Raw genomic sequence first — 19,582 nt, 5'->3', positions numbered from 1 at the left:
CTGCGACGACATCTGCGGGAGAGCGCCATGAACATCGCCAGTGTGCGTCGGCCCATCATCCCCCCGACCCCGCCGCGCGCGCCGGACAATCTGTCGTTCTTCGGCCGGCTCGCGGTGATCAAGCAGAACATGATAGCCACCTGGGGGCAGCGCGCCTATGAGGAAGAGATCATCCAGGGCCGCTTCTTCCTGCACAAGAGCTTCATCCTGAACCGGCCGGAGGCAATCCGGCATGTGTTGCTCAGCAACTACCAGAACTACTCGCGGACGCCGGCGGGTATCCGGATGCTGCGTCCCGTACTCGGCGAAGGTCTGCTGCTCGCCGAGGGCCACGCCTGGACATTTCAGCGCCGTACGCTGTCGCCCGCTTTCACGCCGCGCGCCACCGCCAACCTCGTCCCGCACATGACGGCGGTGCTCGACGAGACCATCGCGAAGCTGGATGCGCGCACGAACGAGCCGGTCGATCTGCGCGAGATCATGCAGCGCATGACACTGGAGATCGCCGGGCGCACGATGTTCTCGTTCGGCATGGACCGGCACGGCCCGACCTTGCGCAACTTCGTCATGGAATATGGCGAGCGGCTCGGACGGGCCTACTTCCTCGACATGGTGCTGCCGGTCTCATGGCCGACGCCGATGGATCGCGCCCGCGCCCGCTTCCGCACGCGCTGGACCGAATTCGTCGCGATGCTGATCGCCGAGCGGCGCGCGGCGGGCAAGAAGGATGGCGCGCCGCCCCGCGACCTGTTCGATTTCATGGATGAGGCGCGCGATCCTGAAACGGGCAAAGGATTTTCGGACGAGCAGCTCGTCGACGAGGTCGCGACCATGATCCTGGCGGGTCATGAGACGACCGCGACCGCACTGTTCTGGGCGCTCTATCTGCTTGCGCTCGATCCGGACACGCAGGAGGAGGTCGCCTCCGAGACCCGCGGCGAGCATCTCGACAGCATGGCCGATATCGACCGGCAGAAATTCACCCGCGCCGTGGTCGACGAGACCATGCGGCTCTATCCGCCGGCGTTCCTGATCGCCCGCGCCGCGCGCGACAAGGACAATGTGGCCGGTGCCGAGGTCAGCAAGGGCGACATCATCATGATCGCACCTTGGCTGCTGCACCGGCACGAGAAGCTGTGGGATCAGCCGAACGCGTTCATTCCCAAGCGCTTCATGTCGAAAGAGCCGCCCGACCGCTTCGCCTATCTGCCGTTCGGTGCGGGCCCGCGCGTCTGCATCGGCGCGCCGTTTGCCCAAGCCGAGTCCGTACTGGCGCTGGCGCGGCTGATCGGTGCGTTCCGCGTGGAGTTGGCGGACGCTACCCCGGTCATTCCGTGCGGCGTCGTCACGACCCAGCCAGACCACTCACCCATGTTCCGCATCACGCGCCGGTGACAGGCTCTGGCCGCCGGCGTGATCCACCCCAGATAGAGTTGCAGCATGAGCGATATCCAGGCCCAGTTTTCCGTCCTGAAGCAGACCGCCGACGCGAAGGTGGTCGATGCGATCGCTCGTCTCATTGAAGACGGTGAGGATCACGAGCTCAACCGCGTCAATGTCCTCGATTTCTCCAGGCAACACGGCGTCGACGAGGAGCACGCGATCTCCGCCTTCCTGCATTCAGCGCGGCTGGGGTTGTTCGATCTCGGCTGGAACGTGCTGTGCCCCGGCTGCGGCGGCGTGCTTGGCGCCCATACGACGCTGAAGGCACTCAAGCCGGACGATTACCACTGCGCGCTCTGCGCCTGCGGCTACAAGGCCTCGGTCGACGATCAGGTCGAGGTTTCCTTCACCGTGAATCCGCGCGTGCGGCGGATCGCTGCGCACGATCCTGATACGCTTCCGGTGTGGGAGTATTTCAAGCAGGTGTTCTGGAGCTCCGGCGTCGATTTCAACAAAGAATCGTTCGCGACGCTCGCGAACGAGGTAACGCTGGATACGATGGAGTTGCCGGCGGGCGAGAAGGCGACCATGTCGCTGCAATTGCCGAACGACTTCATCATCATCTTCGAGCCGGTGACGCACGCCGCTCATTTTATCGACGTCCAGGGCGAGCCGACCAAGGATCGTCAACAGCTCGCCATCATGTACAACAAGGTGCAGGCTCCGACCGGGACCACGACGATGCGGCCGGGGCCGCTGCGGCTCTCGCTGGAGAACCAGGCCGGCGTGCGTGTGCTGCCATCGGTGTTCATCGCGGCCGAGGCGCTCCATCATCTGATCGGCCAGCGCAAGCCGTTCCTCACCGCCAAGCGCATGCTGTCGAACCAGACGTTTCGCGACGTCTTCAAGGCGGACAATCTTAGCCTCGACCAGCGGCTGCAAATCACTTCGCTGACCTTCCTGTTCACCGATTTGAAGGGCTCGACCGCGCTCTATGAGCGCGTCGGCGATCTCGCCGCCTTCGATCTCGTGCGCGCGCATTTTCATGCGCTGCTCGAGATCATCTCCTCTGAGAAAGGCGCGGTGGTGAAGACCATCGGCGATGCCGTGATGGCGACCTTCATCCGTCCCGAGCATGCGATCGCCGCGGGCCTGCGGATGCGCGCGGCGATGGAGGAACTCAACAAGCAGCGCGGAACGGGTGATCTCATCGTCAAGATCGGCATCCATGAAGGGCCGTGCCTCGCGGTGATGCTGAACGAGCGGCAGGATTATTTCGGCCAGACCGTCAACATCGCCGCGCGCGTGCAGAGCCTCTCGACCGCGCAGGAGATTCACATCACCGGCCCGGTGCTGGATGCGCCGGCGGTCGCTGAGGTCCTCAAACGGCGCGAGATCCGGCCGATCCAGAAGCAGGCGGCCCTGCGCGGCATCGCCGACAAGTTGGTGGTGTACGAGATACCGTGAGGGCCTCCGTGCGCAATTGCGCACCAGACCGGAACGATGCCAGATTGCCGAAACGTAATGCAGCGCGCGGAACTGACGCACGTTGCGCCGGTGAGTTTCCTGCTCATATATAGCCGGTAGCGGCCGCGTTCCTTGCGGCGTCATCTATGTTGGTAGGATCTTATGCTCGACGGCCTGCGCCAATTCATCGCCGACATTGTTGCTCCTCAGGCCCAGGACCGCGCCTTCGGCGACAGCGATTATCGCCTGGCGGCTACCGCGCTGCTGGTTCATGTGGTTTCGCTGGACGGCCGGCCGACGCAGGGCGAGCAGCGCAAGTTGCACAATCTAATCGAAAGCCATTTCGGGCTCGACCAGGGCACGGCGGACCGGCTGATTGCCGACGCGACCCAGGTCGAGGGTGAGGCGGTCGACCTCTATCATTTCACCAGCGTCATCATGCGCTCGCTCGATGAAGAGGGCCGCAAACGCATCGTCCAGATGATGTGGGAGCTGGTCTATGCCGACGGTCAGGTCACCGAGTTCGAGGACAATGTCGTCTGGCGCGCCTCCGACCTGCTCGGAATTTCCCAGCGCGACCGGATCGATCTGAAGCACGCGGTGGCGGACCGTGCCGGCGGTCAGGTCAAGGACAGCGCCGTCGGCAGCTGAGCTGCCGCCAGCCTGGTATAAATTACTGGTTGTGCTGACCACATGACGAAACTTTAATGTAACTGCCGGATGTCCTGGTTCCGGATTCCCCTGCAAATCCGCGGGTTTCTTGCGCGCCCTGTTGCCTGCTCAGGCAGCCATGCCGCCAGCGCCGCTTGCTTGTCGCGCGCGGCTTATGCTCCAGTTCAGTCATTCCGGGGCCAAATACTTTGAATTCAAGAGACTGCAATCGTGACTGAGCGGGTAACGTTGATCACCGGCGCTTCGGCAGGCATAGGCGCGGAGCTGGCGCGCGTGTTTGCCGCGCATGGACACCGCCTCGCGCTGACGGCGCGACGTGCCGACCGGCTCGAGGCGCTCGCGAACGAGCTCACCGCCAAGTGTGGCAAGAAGCCGATCGTGATCGCCTGCGATCTCCGGCAAGCCGATGCCGGCGAGAGGATCGCCGCCGCGCTCGCCGCTGAAGAGGTCGAGCTCGATCATCTCGTCAACAATGCCGGCTTCGGCGTGTTCGGCGATGCCATCGAGCGCGATCGCGACGAGCAGGTCGGGATCGTCGATGTCAACGTCCGGGCGCTGACGGATCTGTCGCTGCGCTTTGCGGATCAACTTATCAAGAACAAGGGCGGCCTCCTCAATGTCGGCTCCGTCGCCGGCTTCCTGCCGGGTCCCGGCATGGCCGTGTATTATGCGTCCAAGGCTTATGTGATTTCACTCACCGAAGCCTTGCGCGCCGAGCTCGCGCCGCACGGCGTCCGCGTCACCGTCCTGTGTCCAGGTCCGGTGCCCACCGAATTCCAGGCGCGCGCCGGCGTCGGGTCCGGGCACGACACGGCCCTGCTCAATGTGTCGGCCGCCGACGTTGCACGGGACGCCTATCGTGGCCTGATGGCGAACAAACGGGCAGTGCTGCCGGGTCTCGGTATCAAGATCGTGCCATTTGCGCTGCGCTTCTTCCCGCGAGGCTTCATCCTGTTCGCCACCAGCCGGTTCCAGCGGCAGAGACACTAGATTCTTATTCTGACGCGTTTTCTTCACGCGAACCGATGCCCACTTCGCTCGAAAACGCTCTGCAGAAGCCCCCGTAATGGCCCGGAGCTTGCTTCAGTATCGGGGCGTGTGTGCGCGAACTCACGCGATGTTAACCGTCGTTTAGCTATGCTGGCGGCTTGAACCGATAGCACCCGTAGAGGCCATGTCGTTTCGGACGAACAGGTTTGGTAGCGCAGAGCTGGTGCCCTTCCCCAGAAGGACGCCGAGTGCGGTCGCCTCCGAACACCGGTTGCCGGTTCTGATCGTCCTGCACCAGGAATCCTCGACGCCCGGCCGCGTCGGCAATGCGCTTCGTGCGCTTGGTCATCGCCTCGACATCCGCAGGCCTCGCTTCGGCGATCCCCTGCCCGACACGCTCGACCAGCACGCCGGCGCCGTGGTCTTCGGTGGCCCGATGAGCGCCAACGATCCGGACGACTACATTCGCCGCGAGATCGACTGGATCGAAATTCCGCTCCGCGAACAGCGGCCGTTCCTCGGCATTTGCCTGGGCGCGCAGATGCTGGCGATGCAGCTCGGCGCTCGCGTCGCGCCGCATGCGCAGGCGCTGACCCAGATCGGCTATTACCCGATCCGCCCGACGGCGGCTGGCCACGCACTCTGCCCGGACTGGCCAGCGCAAGTCTATCACTGGCATCGCGAAGGATTTCAGTTGCCTGCCGGCGCCGAATTGCTTGCGGAAGGCGATGATTTTCCGATTCAGGCGTTCCGCACCGGCAATGCGTTCGGTGTGCAGTTTCATCCTGACGTGACCTACGCGATGATGCATTGCTGGACCACGCGCGGCTATGACGGCCTCAGCGCGCCCGGTGCGCGGCAGCGGCATCACCATTTCGCGGATCGCGCCGTCTACGATGCCGCGGAACGCGCCTGGCTCGACCATTTCATCGACGGCTGGCTGGCGCGCCGGCCAATGCTGGCGCAAGCCGCCGAGTGATCGCGCCTTTGCGCAGATCCTTCGCGGATCCTTGGCGCAGATCCTTTGCGCAGGTCCTTGGCACAAGTCCTTGCCTCATTCCTGGATATGCTAGGCTCGTGGCCAACGAGCGCGCGCGAACGCGCGCCGGCAGCCAAAGGGAGAGCGCGATGGCCTATGAACACATTCTCTATGAGGTGAGCGACAAGATCGCGACCGTCACGCTCAATCGTCCTGATCGCATGAACGCGTGGACGCCGACAATGGAGCGCGACGTGCGCCACGCGATGGAAGCATCGAGTGCCGATGACAATGTCCGTGTGATCGTGCTCACCGGCGCGGGCCGCGCCTTCTGCGCCGGCGCCGACATGGATGCGCTGAAAGGGCTCGATCCCAACGACGTCAGGCGCGCCTCGAACCTGCCGCCGTTCGACATGAACCGCCGGCCGGACTGGCAGACGCGCTACGGTTTTTATCCATCGATCGGAAAACCTGTCATCGCCATGCTCAACGGCGCGACGGCCGGCATCGGCCTCGTGCATGCGCTCTATTGCGATCTGCGCTTTGCCGCCGACAATACCGTGTTCACGACGGCCTTCGCGCGGCGCGGCCTGATTGCCGAGCACGGCATCAGCTGGATGCTGCCGCGCATCGTCGGCCACGCCAACGCGATGGATCTGCTGCTCTCGGCGCGCCGTGTTCCGAGCGCGGAGGCGCTGCGAATCGGTTTGGTCAACCGGCTCTGCTCGCCCGAAAAGCTGCGCGAAGAGACCTACGCCTATGCCCGCGATCTCGCCGATTTCGTCTCACCGAGCGCCATGGCCGTGATCAAGCGGCAGCTCTACGAGGTGCCTTTCCAGACGCTCGGCGAGGCAACGATCGAGGCCAACCGGGAGATGATGGTGGCGCTGAACGGCAGCGATTTCCGGGAGGGGGTGGCGAGCTTCATGGAGAAGCGGCCGCCGCGGTTTACGGGGAAGTAAGGGGGGATAAGCTCGGGGATCAAGTCCGCCGCCGCCCTTCGGGCTATGGCGGGACAGCCTTCGCTCACTTCGCTACGAAAGAGCTTGGCTGGCTTACCTAGCCGTAGCTCGCGAAGCGAGCGAAGGCTGGTGGAGCCAGGCGGGATCGAACCGCCGACCTCGTCATTGCGAACGACGCGCTCTCCCAGCTGAGCTATGGCCCCGTTTGCGGCCGCTCTGGTCAATGCGGCCGACAACCGGGCGCCATTTAAGTCCCCGCCAAGGTCAAGTCAAGGACGGGTGTAACCCGGTTTTAGCCATCCGGGGCACTGACTTCCCTTGTTTGAGCCGGGGGGAACCGATATCTAGCCCTAACCATCCCACGACACAGGCTCAGAGAGTGTTTCGCTGATGCGCCCGATAGTCTTCATTCTGATCCAGATCATCAATCTGTACATCTACCTGCTGATCGCATCGGCAATCCTGTCCTGGCTGATCGCGTTCAATGTCGTGAACACCCGCAACCAGTTCGTCGGCGCGATCGCGGAGTTTCTCTACCGGATCACCGAACCGGTGCTCGGCCCTATCAGGCGCAGGCTGCCCAGCATGGGCGGGCTCGATATGTCTCCGATCGTTGCGTTCTTCGTGCTTTGGTTGATCCAGCTCTATCTCGCCGAGTACGTCTATCCGAATGTGCCGTAGGCCCAAAGGAACCTCGGGGAGCGTTGATGGCGCCTTGGCGCAGCTCCACCACGGGCGTCAGCATCGCGTTGCGGGTGACGCCGCGTGGCGGACGTGACGGCATCGACGGCATCGAGCAGCTCTCCGACGGCCGCAGTGTGCTGAAAGTGCGTGTGCGTGCCATTGCCGATGGCGGCGAGGCCAATCGCGCGGTTCTGGCGTTGTTGGCCAAATCGCTCGGCGTGCCCAAGGCCAGCGTCAGTCTCCTGTCTGGGGCGACGTCGCGACTGAAGCAGGTCGCCGTCGACGGTGATCCGGCAAGGCTTGCTGAGGCGTTGCACGCACTCGCATCCGTCAAATCGACAGACTAAGGGAACCGACATGACGGCCAAGATCATCGACGGGAAAATCATTGCAGCGGAACTTCGCGCCCGCGTTGCCGACGAAGTTGCCCGCGTCAAGCGCGAGCACAATCTGGTGCCGGGGCTCGCAGTGGTTCTGGTCGGCAGCGATCCCGCCAGCGAGGTCTATGTCCGCTCGAAGCATGCCCAGACCCAGGCTGCCGGCATGGCTTCGTTCGAGTACAAGCTGCCGGCGGACGTCTCGCAAGCCGATCTGCTGGCGGTCGTCGCAAAGCTCAACCGCGATCCCGCCGTGCACGGCATTCTCGTACAGCTGCCGCTGCCCAAGGGTCTGAACACCGAGGCCGTGATCAATGCCATCGATCCCGCCAAGGATGTCGACGGCCTGCATCCGAACAATGCCGGCCGGTTGGCCGGCGGCTTCGAGGCGCTGTCGCCCTGCACGCCGCTCGGTTGCATCATCTTGACCAAGAGCGTGCACGCCTCGCTTGAAGGCATGAACGCGATCGTCATCGGCCGCTCCAACCTTGTCGGCCGCCCGCTGGTGCAATTGCTGTTGAACGAGAATGCCACGGTGACGATCGCGCATTCGCGCTCGCGCGACCTGCCCGGGCTCGTGAAGCAGGCCGACCTCGTTTACGCCGCTGTCGGCAAACCCGAGATGGTGCGCGGCGATTGGCTGAAGCCGGGTGCGACCGTGATTGACGTTGGTATCAACCGCATTCCAAAGGAAGACGGCAAGACCCGTCTCGTTGGCGATGTCGCTTATCAGGAAGCGCTGGCGGTCGCGGGTGCGGTCACGCCGGTGCCAGGTGGCGTCGGCCAGATGACGGTCGCCTGCCTGCTCGTGAACACGCTGCGCGCGGCTTGCGCGATCGCGGGCCTACAGAGGCCGGCGGTGTAGTTCACCTCGCCCCGTGGGCGGGGCGAGAGAGCAATGCTTATGCCTTCTTTTTCTTTTCGCGCTCGATGCCTTCGAGAATCAGCTTCTGCGCGTCTTCCGGGCCGCCCCAGCGCAAAATCTTCACCCACTTGCCCGGCTCGAGATCCTTGTAGTGCTCGAAGAAGTGCTGGATCTGCTGCAGCGTGATGTCGGGCAGGTCGGAATACGACTTCACCTTGTCGTAGCGCTGGGTCAGCTTCGACGACGGCACCGCCAAAATCTTCTCGTCGCCGCCGGCTTCGTCCTCCATGAACAGCACGCCGACCGGGCGCACGCTCATGACGGCGCCAGGGATAATGGCGCGGGTGTTGACGATCAGGACGTCGCAGGGATCGCCGTCATCGGACAAAGTGTGCGGGATGAAGCCGTAGTTGCCGGGGTAACGCATCGGTGTGTAGAGGAAACGGTCGACCACCAGCGTGCCGGCCTCTTTGTCCATCTCGTATTTGATCGGCTCGCCGCCCACGGGGACTTCGATGATGACGTTGACGTCGTGGGGGACGTCCTTTCCGATCGAGACCGCATCGATACGCATTAAATAGGCTCCGTTGTTGCCGAGGTTGAATCGCGCCCGGCAGCGATTTTGGCGCTGTCATACGCGGGCTTGGCCCCCCGATCCATCGTGTTTTTATGAAATAATGAATCCAGCAATCACCGGCTCAAAAGGCAACGGTATCGACGGATGGGAAGCGCTGCCGATCAAGGTTTCAGCAGCTCAATCGGTCCAAACCTTAATTGGTCCAAAGCTTAATTGGTCCAGGCGAAGGCAACCTTGTCGAGCGACTTCGGCCCGAACCGCTCCGAGGAGCGCGCCACCATGCGGCCGCCCAAGGCGCGGTAGAACTCGGTCGCCGGATCGTTGTCCGAGAGCGCCCACACCACCATGCTCTTCAGATTGCTCTGCATGAGGTCGCGGCGGGCGGCGGTGAACAGGCGGCGGCCGAAGCCGAGGCCCTGAAACTCGGGGCGCAGGTACAGCTCGTAGATCTCGCCGTCGAAATGCAGGCTGCGGGCGCGGTTGCGACCATAGTTGGCGTAGCCCGCGACCTTGTCGCCGAACACCAACACGCTGACGCGGCTGCCCTTGCGGATCGCGCTGTCCCACCACTGCGGACCGCGACGGTTAATGAGCTTCTCCAGCTCGGCGCCGGGAATGATGCCCTGATAGGCGGAACGCCAGGCTTCGTCATGGGTGGACGCCACCGCAGTTGCATCTGCAGCTTTGGCCGGCCGGACCTCGATCAGGGTTGTGCTCATGGACGCGATCAAACCAAGTCGCCGCGCCGGCGGCAAGACCTATCGTTAATTATCGGTTAACGTGTGGACTTTCTGCATCAGTATTTTAGCCATGTTGTGCCGAAAAAAGACAAGGCGCCATTTCGAACGGGAGCGGCCTGCCATGGGTCGGTGCAAAACTCCGCGGCCGCAATGAATGAACGCCGATGGCAATGCAGAAAGTCTGCCCAGAGTGATTCGTTCCGATTAGTCTGGCCTCCGCCATCCGTGTTCGCCTCGGCAATTCATGCGGCTCCTCGACACCCTTGCCCCTCTGCTTCTGCTGTCCCTGCTGACGGCACAGCCTCTGTGCGCTCAGGTCACGTTCGGGGCATCGGGCCCAGAGAGCGAGCCGTTTCGCCGCCAGGAATGGCGCGTGCCGTCGTCGGATACCGATATCGCCGCGCGCGCGCTGTTGTTTCGCCCCGCTGGCGCCGGTCCGTTCCGGCTCGCGGTGATCGCACATGCGTCGACGCAGAACGTGTTGCGTCGCGCCCAAATGCCGCAGCCGGAATACCGCGCGCTCGCAGCGTTTCTCGTCGCGCGGGGGTTTGCCGTACTGGTACCGGAGCGGCTCGGCCATGGCGCGACCGGCGGTCGTTATGCCGAGGACCAGGGCGGCTGCGACGAAGCGGACTACGCACGCGCGGGCCGCGCCACCGCGGAGGAAATTTCGCTCGCGCTGGGTTATCTGCAAAAGCAGGATTTTATCCGCAAGGATGCTGCGGTCGTGGTCGGACACTCCGCAGGCGGCTGGGGTGCACTGGCGCTTGCGAACGCCGATCCGAAACAGATCTCCGCGATCACAGTCTTTGCGCCCGGACGTGGCGGTCACGCCAATGACGAACCGAACAAGATTTGCGCGCCACATTCGCTTCTCGCGGCCGCTGCTGAATTTGGCAAGGCGGCGCGCATTCCCGTCACATCGCTGGTCGCAGCCAATGACAGCTATTTTGCTCCGGCGTTCTCGAAAGCATTGGCAGATGCGTTTCGCAGTGGCGGCGGCAAGGACGATCTCCGCACGCTGCCGGCCGTGGGCAGCGAAGGACATTGGATGATCGAGACCGAGGCCGGCGTCCAGGCCGCAAGCAGCGAGCTCGCGCGTGCGCTGAGCCTGCCCAAGCCGAATCTGCCAAAGCCTGTGGCGACCAAGAAACCATGACGCTGTATTCCCTGGGCGCGCTGTTGATGCTGGATCATCGCTGATGAGCAAGTGGCCTGATGACGACGTGATCCTGTTCGACGGCGTCTGCATCTTCTGCTCGCGCTGGGTGAGGTTCGTCGCTGCACGCGACACGGCGAAGCGGTTTCGCTTTACCCCGATCCAGTCGGATTATGGCGCAAAGCTCGCGCGGACGTTCGGCATCGATCCGGATGATCCCGACACCAATGCCGTCATCCACGGCGGCGATGTATTCATGAAATCGGACGCCGCGCTGACCGTGCTGTCTCAGCTGTCGGGATGGAATTGGACACGCGTGCTGCTTGCTGTGCCGAAGCCGCTGCGCGACTCCGTCTACAGCCTCATCGCGCGCAACCGCTATCGCATCTTCGGGAAGTACGATGCGTGCTTCGTACCCGATGCCGATTTGCGCGCGCGGGTGGTAGAGTAGCCTTCATTGCGAGCGCACCTCCTTCCGCCGTCATTGCGAGGAGCGCAGCGACGAAGCAATCCAGAGTATCTCTGCGGAAGGATTCTGGATTGCTTCGCTGCGCTCGCAATGACGGAGTACGCGCTTATGGCTTGCTCAAAGCCGCCAGCACTTCCTTCGCTGCGCGCTCGCCGCTGTCCCGCGCCCCGTGCGCCGTCGTAAAGAACGTCGGCGACGTCGCTTCTCCCGCGAAGAACAGCCGCCCATCGACCGGCGCGGCCAGCACTGCGCGATCTCCCGGATGCCCCGGCAGCGCGTGCGAGTACGAGCCTCTCGCAAACGGGTCGTGCGCCCAGCGCGACTCGCACAGCGGCTTCAGTTTGCTTCGGATGTCGTTCCCGAGGAAGCCTGCGATCTCGTCGATGCTGTGCACGGCAATGGCGCCTTCGCCGGCATCTTCCAGCTGGCGTGCAAAGCTACCGCCGAAAAAACCCTCGATGCAGGGTTGGCCGAACGGGCGGATGTGGTAGGTGCCCATCTCGGTTCGCATGGTGGCGCCGCGCAGGTTTCCCTCTTTAGGGAAGGCCTCGGCGTCGTCGAGTGCCAGTGTCACCTTGTCGTCGACGCCGAGCGGCAGGCCGGCTGCGGCATCGACCTTGGCGGGGAGTGGCGGCGAGAAGCGGATCGCTTCGTCGGCGATCAAATTGGTCGGCACGGTGACGATCACCTTGTCCGCAGTCAGCGTGCCCTGTGATGCCTCGATGCGGACGCGCTTGTCGGAATGATCGATCAGCGTGACGTTGCAGTTCAGCTCGACCGGGCAGGAGGCACCATAAGCTGCAACAAGCGCGCCATAGCCGCGGCGGACGCGCCAGTTGAGCTCGGTGTCCTCATAGGCGTCCCAGTCCAGCGTCGACATGTCCTTGAGTTCGCAGCCGTTGATGTAGGTCGAGATCCCATCGATCATCGCGTTCCAGCGGTTGCCGGGCTCCAGGCTCCGGCTCGCGGGCTCGTCTTTGCCCTTCTGCGCGGCCCGCCAAAGCCGCTGATAGAACGCGTCCATCGCGCGCGTGAAATCGTCGCGCTCGCTTTGCGGAAAGGCATTGCCATAGGCGCGCTCACGCCAGGGCGGCAGGTCCTTGTTGACCTCGAAACCGAGTGCGCGTGCGATTGGAACGAACGAGTTCTTGTCGGCCGAGTGCAGCCAGCCGCAACCGACATCGAAGGTGACGTCAGGCGAGGCCTGCACGGTCCAGGCGCGGCCGCCGAGCCGGTCGCGCGCCTCCAGCACGATCGCGGAGAGGCCGGAGCCTTCCAGCGCGCGGGCTGCACCGAGGCCGGCTGCACCGGCGCCGATGATCGCGACGTCGACGGAAGAGGGGAAGGACATGGGTGGGCTCTAGCACGTTCGCTGGGTGTGCTGAAGCCAGGCAGATATGCCGTGCTCGTGTCCCGGACGCGGCGCCGCGTGTAACGCCGCTCCGCAGACGGTCTCGCAGATTCCATGGGCAAAGGCGCACTTGCGCCGTGCCCACCATTGTTGATTGAGAATTCAAAGTGGTGGGCACGCTACGCTTTGCCCACCCTCCTGCACTACGGAATGAGGCGCCTTACGCCACCGCTTCCTTGGACTTTTCCGCGCGCTTGCGCTCGTTCGGGTCGAGGTGCCGCTTGCGCAGGCGGATCGACTTCGGCGTGATCTCGACCAACTCGTCGTCCTCGATATAGGCCAGCGCCTTTTCCAGGGTCATGCGGATCGGCGGGGTCAGGCGCACGGCTTCATCCTTCGACGTGGTCCGGATGTTGGTGAGCTGCTTGCCCTTGAGGATGTTGATCTCGAGGTCGTTGTCGCGGGTATGCTCGCCGACGATCATGCCCTTGTAGACCTTCCAGCCGGGCTCGATCATCATCGGGCCGCGATCTTCCAGCTTGAACATGGCGTAAGCCACTGCTTCGCCCTGATCGTTGGAGATCAGGACGCCGTTGCGGCGGCCCTGAATCTCGCCCTTGTACGGGGCGTAGCCGTGGAACAGACGGTTCATGATCGCGGTGCCGCGGGTGTCGGTGAGCAGTTCGCCCTGGTAGCCGATCAGGCCGCGGGTCGGCGCGTAGAACACCAGCCGCAGGCGGTTGCCGCCGGACGGCTTCATCTCGATCAGCTCGGACTTGCGCTCGCTCATCTTCTGCACGACGACGCCGGAATGCTCCTCGTCGACGTCGATCACGACTTCCTCGATCGGCTCCAAGGTGGCGCCGGTGGCCTCGTCCTTCTGCAGCACGACGCGCGGACGCGACACCGAGAGCTCGAAGCCTTCGCGGCGCATGGTCTCGATCAGGATCGCGAGCTGTAATTCGCCGCGGCCCGAGACTTCCATCGCGTCCTTGTCCGACGCTTCGACGACCCGCAGCGCGACGTTGCCTTCGGACTCGCGCAGCAGGCGGTCGCGGATCATACGGCTGGTCACCTTGTCGCCTTCGGTGCCGGCGAGCGGCGAGTTGTTGACGATGAAGGACATCGACACGGTCGGCGGGTCGATCGGCTGCGCCACCAGCGGGGTCTCGACCGACGGATCGCAGAAGGTGTCGGCGACGGTGCCCTTGGTCAGGCCGGCGATCGCGACGATGTCGCCTGCGTCGGCTTCTTCAAGCGGGGTGCGCTCGATGCCGCGGAAGGCGAGGATCTTGGTGATGCGGCCCTGCTCGATCATCTTGCCGTCGGCGCCCAGCACCTTCACGGCCTGGTTCGGCTTGATCGAGCCCGAGGAGATGCGGCCGGTGATGATGCGGCCGAGATAGGGGTTGGCTTCGAGAATGGTGCCGATCATGCGGAACGGGCCTTCCTCGACCTTCGGCGGCGCGACATGGCGCACGATCAGGTCGAACAACGGCTGCATGCCGGCCTCTTGCGGCCCATCCGGGCTATCGGCCATCCAGCCTTGCTTGGCCGATCCGTAGAGGATCGGGAAGTCGAGCTGCTCCTCGCTGGCGTCGAGCGCCGCGAACAGGTCGAACACCTCGTTGATGACTTCCGTCGCGCGCGCGTCGGGACGGTCAACCTTGTTGATGACGACGATCGGCTTGAGGCCGACCTTGAGCGCCTTGGAGACCACGAATTTGGTCTGCGGCAGCGGGCCTTCGGCGGCGTCGACCAGCACCAGCGCGCCGTCCACCATGTTCAGGATGCGCTCGACCTCGCCGCCGAAATCGGCGTGGCCGGGGGTGTCGACGATGTTGATGCGGGTGTCCTTCCACTGCACCGAGGCCGCCTTGGCGAGAATGGTGATGCCGCGCTCACGCTCCAGATCGTTGGAGTCCATGGCGCGCTCGGTCACCTTCTGGTTCTCGCGGTAGGTGCCGGATTGCTGGAGGAGCTTGTCGACGAGGGTCGTCTTGCCGTGGTCGACGTGGGCGATGATAGCGATGTTGCGAAGGTTCATGAGTGAGCTTCTTTGCGGTCGGACAATGGGTTAAGCGCGATCTCGCCGGTCAAGCCGGGACCTCTTCACGGACAACGCTGGAAACGTGGAAAACGGGGGCCTATTACGCCCAAAAAGGAAGCCCGGCCAGCTCGACCGGGCACCCTGCGCGTTTGCAGCGCAATATAGGCAAAAAACGCCAAAAAACAATGCGTTCTTTCGGGGTTGGTTGACTGAATTTTGTCCGGGAATCCCCGGGGGTTAGGAGACTTGGGCCAAACTGGCCCCATTGTTCACCGCCCGGCCGTCCCGACTAGCCCTGCGCCGGACTGCGATCCGCCTCCTCGGTCGGATAGACCCCCCGCAGCACCTCCTCGAAGTGCATCTTCACGGCGTCGTTGCAGAGGCAGGCGCGCAGCCGCAGGCCGTCGCGGTTGCGGACCAGGATCGAGCCGCGCCGCGTCTCGAGGACGCCTTCGGCCTTGAACGACTGCAGCACACGGCTGGCATAGCTGCGGCCGACGCCGAGCAATGTGGCAAGCTGCTCATGCGTCAGCGGCACGCTGTTCTCGTCGCCGGTCCGCTCCATCGCCGCCAGAATCCATTTGGCCGTGCGCTGCTCGATCGAATGGATGGCGTTGCAGGCGGTCGACTGGAAAATCTGTGCCAGCATGCAGTCGGCGTAGCGGGCGAAGATATTGCGCAGCGACGGCGAACGCAGCTTCGCCGCCTCCAGCCTGCCGACGTTGATGCGTGCAAACGGGCCGCCGAATTTTACGCAGATGCGGGTGTAGGCCGGCAGAAAGCCCTCGCTGACGATGCCGCCCACCGCGCCTTCGCGGCCGACCAGAATGGTCTCGACATCGCGACCGTCTTCGTTCGGGACGAGAAACGTCGCGAGCGACGGCCCGCAAGGAAAGTACGCGACCTGCACATTGTCACCGGGACTGTAGAGCAGCTCGTTGGGGCCGGCAGCGTCAACGGTGAGGTGCGGCGCGAGCATCGCATAATCCGCCGGATTCAAGCGCCGCAGCAGATTGTTGGCGGGTCGGCTGTCGACCTCGGTTGCCTTGCTGATACGCGCGTCCATCGCAAATCCCCTGATCTCCTTTCGACACTAGCCAGTTCCGTCCGTTCGTTGTGTGCACATGTGGACAGACGACAAAACTGTTCTGTGGTGAGTTTCGTTCCGGGAACTCTCCGATGCGCTGGGCGCAGGTGTCGGCTGAGGCTGTCCTGATCGGTGACAACATGCAGCCCTCGACAGCTAGGATCATGATACCTGCCTCCCAGGACGGCTCGGCCGAAATCCCTGCCGATGTTCTGATCGTCGAGGACGATCCGATCATCGCCATCGATTTCGAGGATCGTCTGCTCGGCTTTGGCGTGACCTGCGTGCGTACCGTGGGTTCGGTGGCGCAGGCGCTGAATGCGATTGCGACGCGTGCGCCCGACTTCGCACTGCTCGACGTCGAGCTGATCCGCGAGAAGAGCTTTGCGATCGCCGAGCGGCTCGCCGCGCTGGAAATTCCCTTCGCCTTTGTCACCGGCTATGGCGCGGAGACCAGTATTCCCCCGCAATTTACTGCACGGCCGCGGCTACAAAAGCCATGCTCCAGCGATGCGCTGGAGGCGGCGTTGCAGAGGCGCGGCGCCTAAAGCTCGTCCCAGTCAGCTCAGATTAATTTCGGGTCGAGCGTGGTCGACCACAGCGCGACGTCGGCGCGATCTCGCAACGTCACAATCATCTGGCCCGAGGCGCCGTCGATCTTGACGTGGCCGAAGAACTGCATGCCGGCGGAGGGCGGCAGGTTCTGCTTGTCGAGGCCGGGCGCCTTGACGAAGCGCACCTCCGGGCCAAACGTGTTGTCGAGCTCGTTCGGGCCGAACGTACCGGCATGCAGCGGACCCGAGACGAACTCCCAGAACGGTTCGAAGTTCTGGAATTGCGCCTTGTTCGGATCGTAATAATGCGCGGCGGCGTAGTGCACGTCCGCCGTCAGCCACACGGTGTTATTGATAGGCGCCATCTTGATGAAGCGCAGAATGTCGGCGATCTCGAGCTCGCGGCCGCGCGCCGGGCCGTCGCCTTGCGCGAATGCTTCTGACCCTTTCTTGTTGGTCGCATCGTCATAAACGATCAGGCTGAGCGGCATGTCGGACGCGATCACCTTCCACGTCGCGCGCGAATTGAGCAGGCCGCGCTTCAGCCAGGCCATCTGCGCGGGCCCGAGGAAATAGCTCGCCGGGCCGTAGTCGGTCTCGAGGTTGGCGCCGTTCGGACCGCGATAGCTGCGCTCGTCGAGCACGAATACGTCGAGATGCGGGCCGTAGGAGATCTTGCGGTAGACCCGGCCCGGCTCAACGATACTCTCGCGCATGGGGTACATCTCGTGGAAAGCACGGCCGGCGCGGGCCGCGAGCAGCGAGATGTCACGCACCTTGTAGGTCGCCGGCAGATCCTTCGACAGCGACCAGTTGTTGGTCACCTCGTGATCGTCCCACTGCACGAAGATCGGTACTTCGGCATTGAAGGCGCGGACATTGTCGTCGGTGAAATTGTATTTGTGCGCCGCGCGGTACTCGTCCAGCGTCTCGGCGACCTTGGCCTTCTCAGGGATGGTGACGTTCTTCCAGATCTTGCCGTCGGCAAGTTTCACCTCGGAGGAGATCACGCCGTCGGCATAGATAGTGTCGCCGGAATGCAGCAAGAAATCCGGCCGGTGTTTTTGCATGGCTGCGAAAGTAAGCATGCCTCCGTCATCGGGATTGATGCCCCAGCCCTGGCCGGCAACGTCGCCGCCCCAGACGAAGGAGACGTCGCGACGGTCGGCCGGCGCGGTGCGGAAGCGGCCGACCACCGGCTCGCCCTCGACGGCGGTGTGGGAGAGATCGCGGAAGCGGACGCGGTAGAAAATGTCCTGACCACCCGGAAGATTGTCCACCAGCATCTTCGCGGTGAAGTCGCTCTCCGGTAGCGCTGCGATCGGCGGCAGCGCGCGAGCGTCCTTGAAAGACTCCGTCGTTGCCACCTCGACCAGCATCTGCGCGGGCCGGTCGGCGCGCGCCCACACCACGCCGCCGTCGACAGTGACATCGCCGGATTGCACGCCATGGGTGACCGCAGGCCGGTCGGCCGCGCGCGACAGATGCGGCATCGCGATCGCGCCGAGCGCACCAGCGCTGGTGGTGAGGAAATTGCGGCGGGAGAATTTGATCTTCATGAAGACGGCCTCGATGTCGCGTGAGACGACCGCCCAAAAGGCCGCCACGATCAAGTCCGAAGCTATATTGAAGCTGTGTGACGCAGCGATAACGCGCGCAGACGCTTACGCGTTGCCGGCGGCCCGGAATTGTGTGCCGGCGCGTTGCAGGTTCGGCGGCAGGCTGAACAGCACCGCCTTGCGGTCGGCGACCGCGGCGTGGAATTGGTCGAGCGCGATGTTGAAGGCGGTCAGCGCGCCGTCCTCGATCGCGCCGTGATCGTAGCAGCGCAGCGTGTCGCGCAAGATCTCGTCGGCCTCGGCCTGCATTTGGTCGAGATCTTCGGTCGTCTCGCTCTTGCGCGCCGTGGCGAGCATGTCGAGCAGACGTTCGCGCAGATGACTGTTGTTGTCGCGCTCGTCCTTCTTCAAATAGCCCGCGAACCATGCGCCGAGCGAGCCCGTGGCGGAAAGCGCCATCAGAGTCCACCAGATGTAATCACTGTACTTGTCGAGGAAGGTCTTTTCCTCGCCGTCGACGAAGGCGGCGGCGCCCGGATGCACGGGGATCACCGCGTCCTTGTCCGTATCCGGCGTTTCGATCTTCGCGGCTTGCGGGAAATCGGTCAGCAATTGCTGGCGCACGGCGAACAGCTGCCGGGTGAAGGCTGCGACCGTGGTCTCGGACAGGCCTTTGCGCGCCACGATGTGGTGCGAGAAGCTGATGGTCTTGACTTCATCGTCGGGACGATAGGGCGAGCCGCCGTAAGTACCGGCAGGAATTTCCGACGCCTCGTAGACCGGATGGTTCTGCGCGATCGCATCCGCCGAATCGATGGCGAGGAATATCGGCGAGCCGCCATCCTTGGCGGAGGCGGCAATCGCGTCCGAGGTGATCTTGCTGTTGACGGGGCCGGCCGCGAGATAGACATCCGCCTTCTGCGCCTTGATCGCTTCGGCGACTTCGCTCGCCGGGAATTGCACGATCTCGACTTTGGCGGGATCGAGGCCGTATTGCTGCAGGATCACCTTGAGCAGATTGACGTTGGCCTGCGTCTTACCGACCACGCCGACGCGATGGCCGGCGAGCTGCGCGATCTTGGTGATCTTCGCGCCCTTCTTCTTGCCCTTGCCGGGCACGGACCACAGCACCACGACGTTCTTGCGCAGCGTCGCGACGGCTTGCGCGTTCTTGGGGACATCGAGATCGCCGCGCACGATGGCGAGATCCGCCTTGCCCTCCGCTAGCAGATTCGCGCTGGCGGTGGCGCCCTCGGTCTGGATCGGGCGCAGCCGCACGATGCCTTTGCTCTGCGCGAAGGCCTGCGTCAGTGTCTGCACCACCTTGAGGTCGTCGCTATTGGCGGGACCGACCGCGATCTTCAGCGTCACCGGCCGCATCGCGAAATAGTAGCCGCCGGCCAGTGCGCCGACGATTGCGAGCACCAGCGCCAGAGACACGAGCGCCGTCTTCCGCGCCGCGGATCGCGGCGAAGGCGGAGAGGGCGTTTCGGCCAGGCTCGAGTCCCCGGTCATCGATCTCCCAAACAGGCGCTTCAGGCTCAGTTTCATCTTGGCCGGCGATTTACGCCCGCAATTGTAGCAAATTTCTTGTCCGGCGGGGTTACATCTCCGTCATGGTTAGCGGATCGGCGAAATCCCGTATGAACCCCGGCGG

The 19,582-nt window shown here is 63.8% G+C and carries 19 protein-coding genes and 1 tRNA gene; 12 read left to right on the top strand and 8 right to left on the bottom strand.

The features are described 5' to 3' along the window. Positions 1-27: 27 nt before the first annotated feature. From ABIA96_RS21830 to ABIA96_RS21805, 6 genes are all read left to right on the top strand, one after another. Positions 28-1,395: a cytochrome P450 gene (locus tag ABIA96_RS21830; RefSeq protein ID WP_354139111.1), complete on the top strand. Its 1,368-nt coding sequence runs from the start codon at positions 28-30 to the stop codon at positions 1,393-1,395. 45 nt (positions 1,396-1,440) lie between these two features. Next, the gene (locus tag ABIA96_RS21825; protein ID WP_354139110.1) at positions 1,441-2,850 is read left to right on the top strand and encodes an adenylate/guanylate cyclase domain-containing protein; all 1,410 of its coding nucleotides are present in this window, start codon (positions 1,441-1,443) and stop codon (positions 2,848-2,850) included. Between the two features lie 162 nt (positions 2,851-3,012). Next, a complete protein-coding gene (locus ABIA96_RS21820) occupies positions 3,013-3,501 on the top strand; it encodes a tellurite resistance TerB family protein (protein WP_354139109.1) in 489 nt (162 codons plus the stop codon). Between the two features lie 231 nt (positions 3,502-3,732). Continuing rightward, complete coding sequence (locus ABIA96_RS21815) at positions 3,733-4,512, top strand: SDR family NAD(P)-dependent oxidoreductase (RefSeq protein WP_354139108.1); 780 nt, start codon at positions 3,733-3,735, stop codon at positions 4,510-4,512. 184 nt (positions 4,513-4,696) lie between these two features. Next, positions 4,697-5,491: a glutamine amidotransferase gene (locus ABIA96_RS21810; RefSeq protein ID WP_354139107.1), complete on the top strand. Its 795-nt coding sequence runs from the start codon at positions 4,697-4,699 to the stop codon at positions 5,489-5,491. A gap of 149 nt (positions 5,492-5,640) precedes the next feature. Then, positions 5,641-6,453, top strand: coding sequence for an enoyl-CoA hydratase (locus ABIA96_RS21805; RefSeq protein WP_354139106.1), 813 nt, complete (start codon positions 5,641-5,643; stop codon positions 6,451-6,453). A gap of 127 nt (positions 6,454-6,580) precedes the next feature. Here the strand turns inward: ABIA96_RS21805 and ABIA96_RS21800 are convergent. Further along, positions 6,581-6,656 (bottom strand) — tRNA-Ala (locus tag ABIA96_RS21800). A 187-nt stretch (positions 6,657-6,843) separates the two neighbouring features. Between ABIA96_RS21800 and ABIA96_RS21795 the strand changes: the two genes are divergently transcribed. The 3 genes from ABIA96_RS21795 to folD are packed head-to-tail and all read left to right on the top strand — an operon-like array spanning position 6,844 to position 8,379. Next, positions 6,844-7,134: a YggT family protein gene (locus tag ABIA96_RS21795; protein WP_092232626.1), complete on the top strand. Its 291-nt coding sequence runs from the start codon at positions 6,844-6,846 to the stop codon at positions 7,132-7,134. Positions 7,135-7,160: 26 nt separating this feature from the next. After that, positions 7,161-7,484, top strand: a complete 324-nt coding sequence (locus ABIA96_RS21790) for a DUF167 domain-containing protein (protein ID WP_354139105.1) — start codon at positions 7,161-7,163, stop codon at positions 7,482-7,484. Between the two features lie 10 nt (positions 7,485-7,494). Continuing rightward, on the top strand, positions 7,495-8,379 hold the full coding sequence (gene folD / locus ABIA96_RS21785) for a bifunctional methylenetetrahydrofolate dehydrogenase/methenyltetrahydrofolate cyclohydrolase FolD (RefSeq protein WP_354139104.1): 885 nt from the start codon (positions 7,495-7,497) through the stop codon (positions 8,377-8,379). A gap of 37 nt (positions 8,380-8,416) precedes the next feature. On the opposite strand, the gene ppa is transcribed toward folD, so the two are convergent. After that, a complete protein-coding gene (gene ppa / locus ABIA96_RS21780) occupies positions 8,417-8,953 on the bottom strand; it encodes an inorganic diphosphatase (RefSeq protein WP_354139103.1) in 537 nt (178 codons plus the stop codon). 212 nt (positions 8,954-9,165) lie between these two features. After that, the gene (locus ABIA96_RS21775; RefSeq protein ID WP_354139102.1) at positions 9,166-9,675 is read right to left on the bottom strand and encodes a GNAT family N-acetyltransferase; all 510 of its coding nucleotides are present in this window, start codon (positions 9,673-9,675) and stop codon (positions 9,166-9,168) included. A gap of 265 nt (positions 9,676-9,940) precedes the next feature. Between ABIA96_RS21775 and ABIA96_RS21770 the strand changes: the two genes are divergently transcribed. Together ABIA96_RS21770 and ABIA96_RS21765 are read left to right on the top strand one after the other, a co-directional pair. Then, positions 9,941-10,855, top strand: a complete 915-nt coding sequence (locus tag ABIA96_RS21770; protein WP_354139101.1) for a dienelactone hydrolase family protein — start codon at positions 9,941-9,943, stop codon at positions 10,853-10,855. Positions 10,856-10,898: 43 nt separating this feature from the next. After that, on the top strand, positions 10,899-11,306 hold the full coding sequence (locus ABIA96_RS21765; RefSeq protein WP_354139100.1) for a thiol-disulfide oxidoreductase DCC family protein: 408 nt from the start codon (positions 10,899-10,901) through the stop codon (positions 11,304-11,306). Between the two features lie 124 nt (positions 11,307-11,430). Here ABIA96_RS21765 and ABIA96_RS21760 read toward each other — a convergent pair whose 3' ends face one another. From ABIA96_RS21760 to ABIA96_RS21750, 3 genes are all read right to left on the bottom strand, one after another. Then, entirely contained in the window at positions 11,431-12,675 is a 1,245-nt protein-coding gene (locus tag ABIA96_RS21760) for a flavin monoamine oxidase family protein (protein WP_354139099.1), read from the bottom strand. Between the two features lie 220 nt (positions 12,676-12,895). Then, entirely contained in the window at positions 12,896-14,722 is a 1,827-nt protein-coding gene (gene typA, locus ABIA96_RS21755; protein ID WP_354139098.1) for a translational GTPase TypA, read from the bottom strand. A 292-nt stretch (positions 14,723-15,014) separates the two neighbouring features. After that, on the bottom strand, positions 15,015-15,791 hold the full coding sequence (locus tag ABIA96_RS21750; protein ID WP_354139097.1) for a Crp/Fnr family transcriptional regulator: 777 nt from the start codon (positions 15,789-15,791) through the stop codon (positions 15,015-15,017). Positions 15,792-15,976: 185 nt separating this feature from the next. Here ABIA96_RS21750 and ABIA96_RS21745 point away from each other — a divergent pair, with 185 nt between their 5' ends. After that, complete coding sequence (locus ABIA96_RS21745) at positions 15,977-16,360, top strand: response regulator (RefSeq protein WP_354139294.1); 384 nt, start codon at positions 15,977-15,979, stop codon at positions 16,358-16,360. Positions 16,361-16,377: 17 nt separating this feature from the next. On the opposite strand, the gene ABIA96_RS21740 is transcribed toward ABIA96_RS21745, so the two are convergent. Together ABIA96_RS21740 and ABIA96_RS21735 are read right to left on the bottom strand one after the other, a co-directional pair. Continuing rightward, complete coding sequence (locus ABIA96_RS21740; RefSeq protein ID WP_354139293.1) at positions 16,378-17,925, bottom strand: alkaline phosphatase D family protein; 1,548 nt, start codon at positions 17,923-17,925, stop codon at positions 16,378-16,380. A gap of 105 nt (positions 17,926-18,030) precedes the next feature. Next, a complete protein-coding gene (locus ABIA96_RS21735) occupies positions 18,031-19,476 on the bottom strand; it encodes a TAXI family TRAP transporter solute-binding subunit (RefSeq protein ID WP_354139096.1) in 1,446 nt (481 codons plus the stop codon). Positions 19,477-19,582: the final 106 nt, after the last annotated feature.

Origin of the sequence: Bradyrhizobium sp. LB11.1, assembly GCF_040549385.1 — a bacterium.
Taxonomy (GTDB): domain Bacteria; phylum Pseudomonadota; class Alphaproteobacteria; order Rhizobiales; family Xanthobacteraceae; genus Bradyrhizobium.
This window is presented reverse-complemented; position numbering and strand designations above follow the sequence as displayed.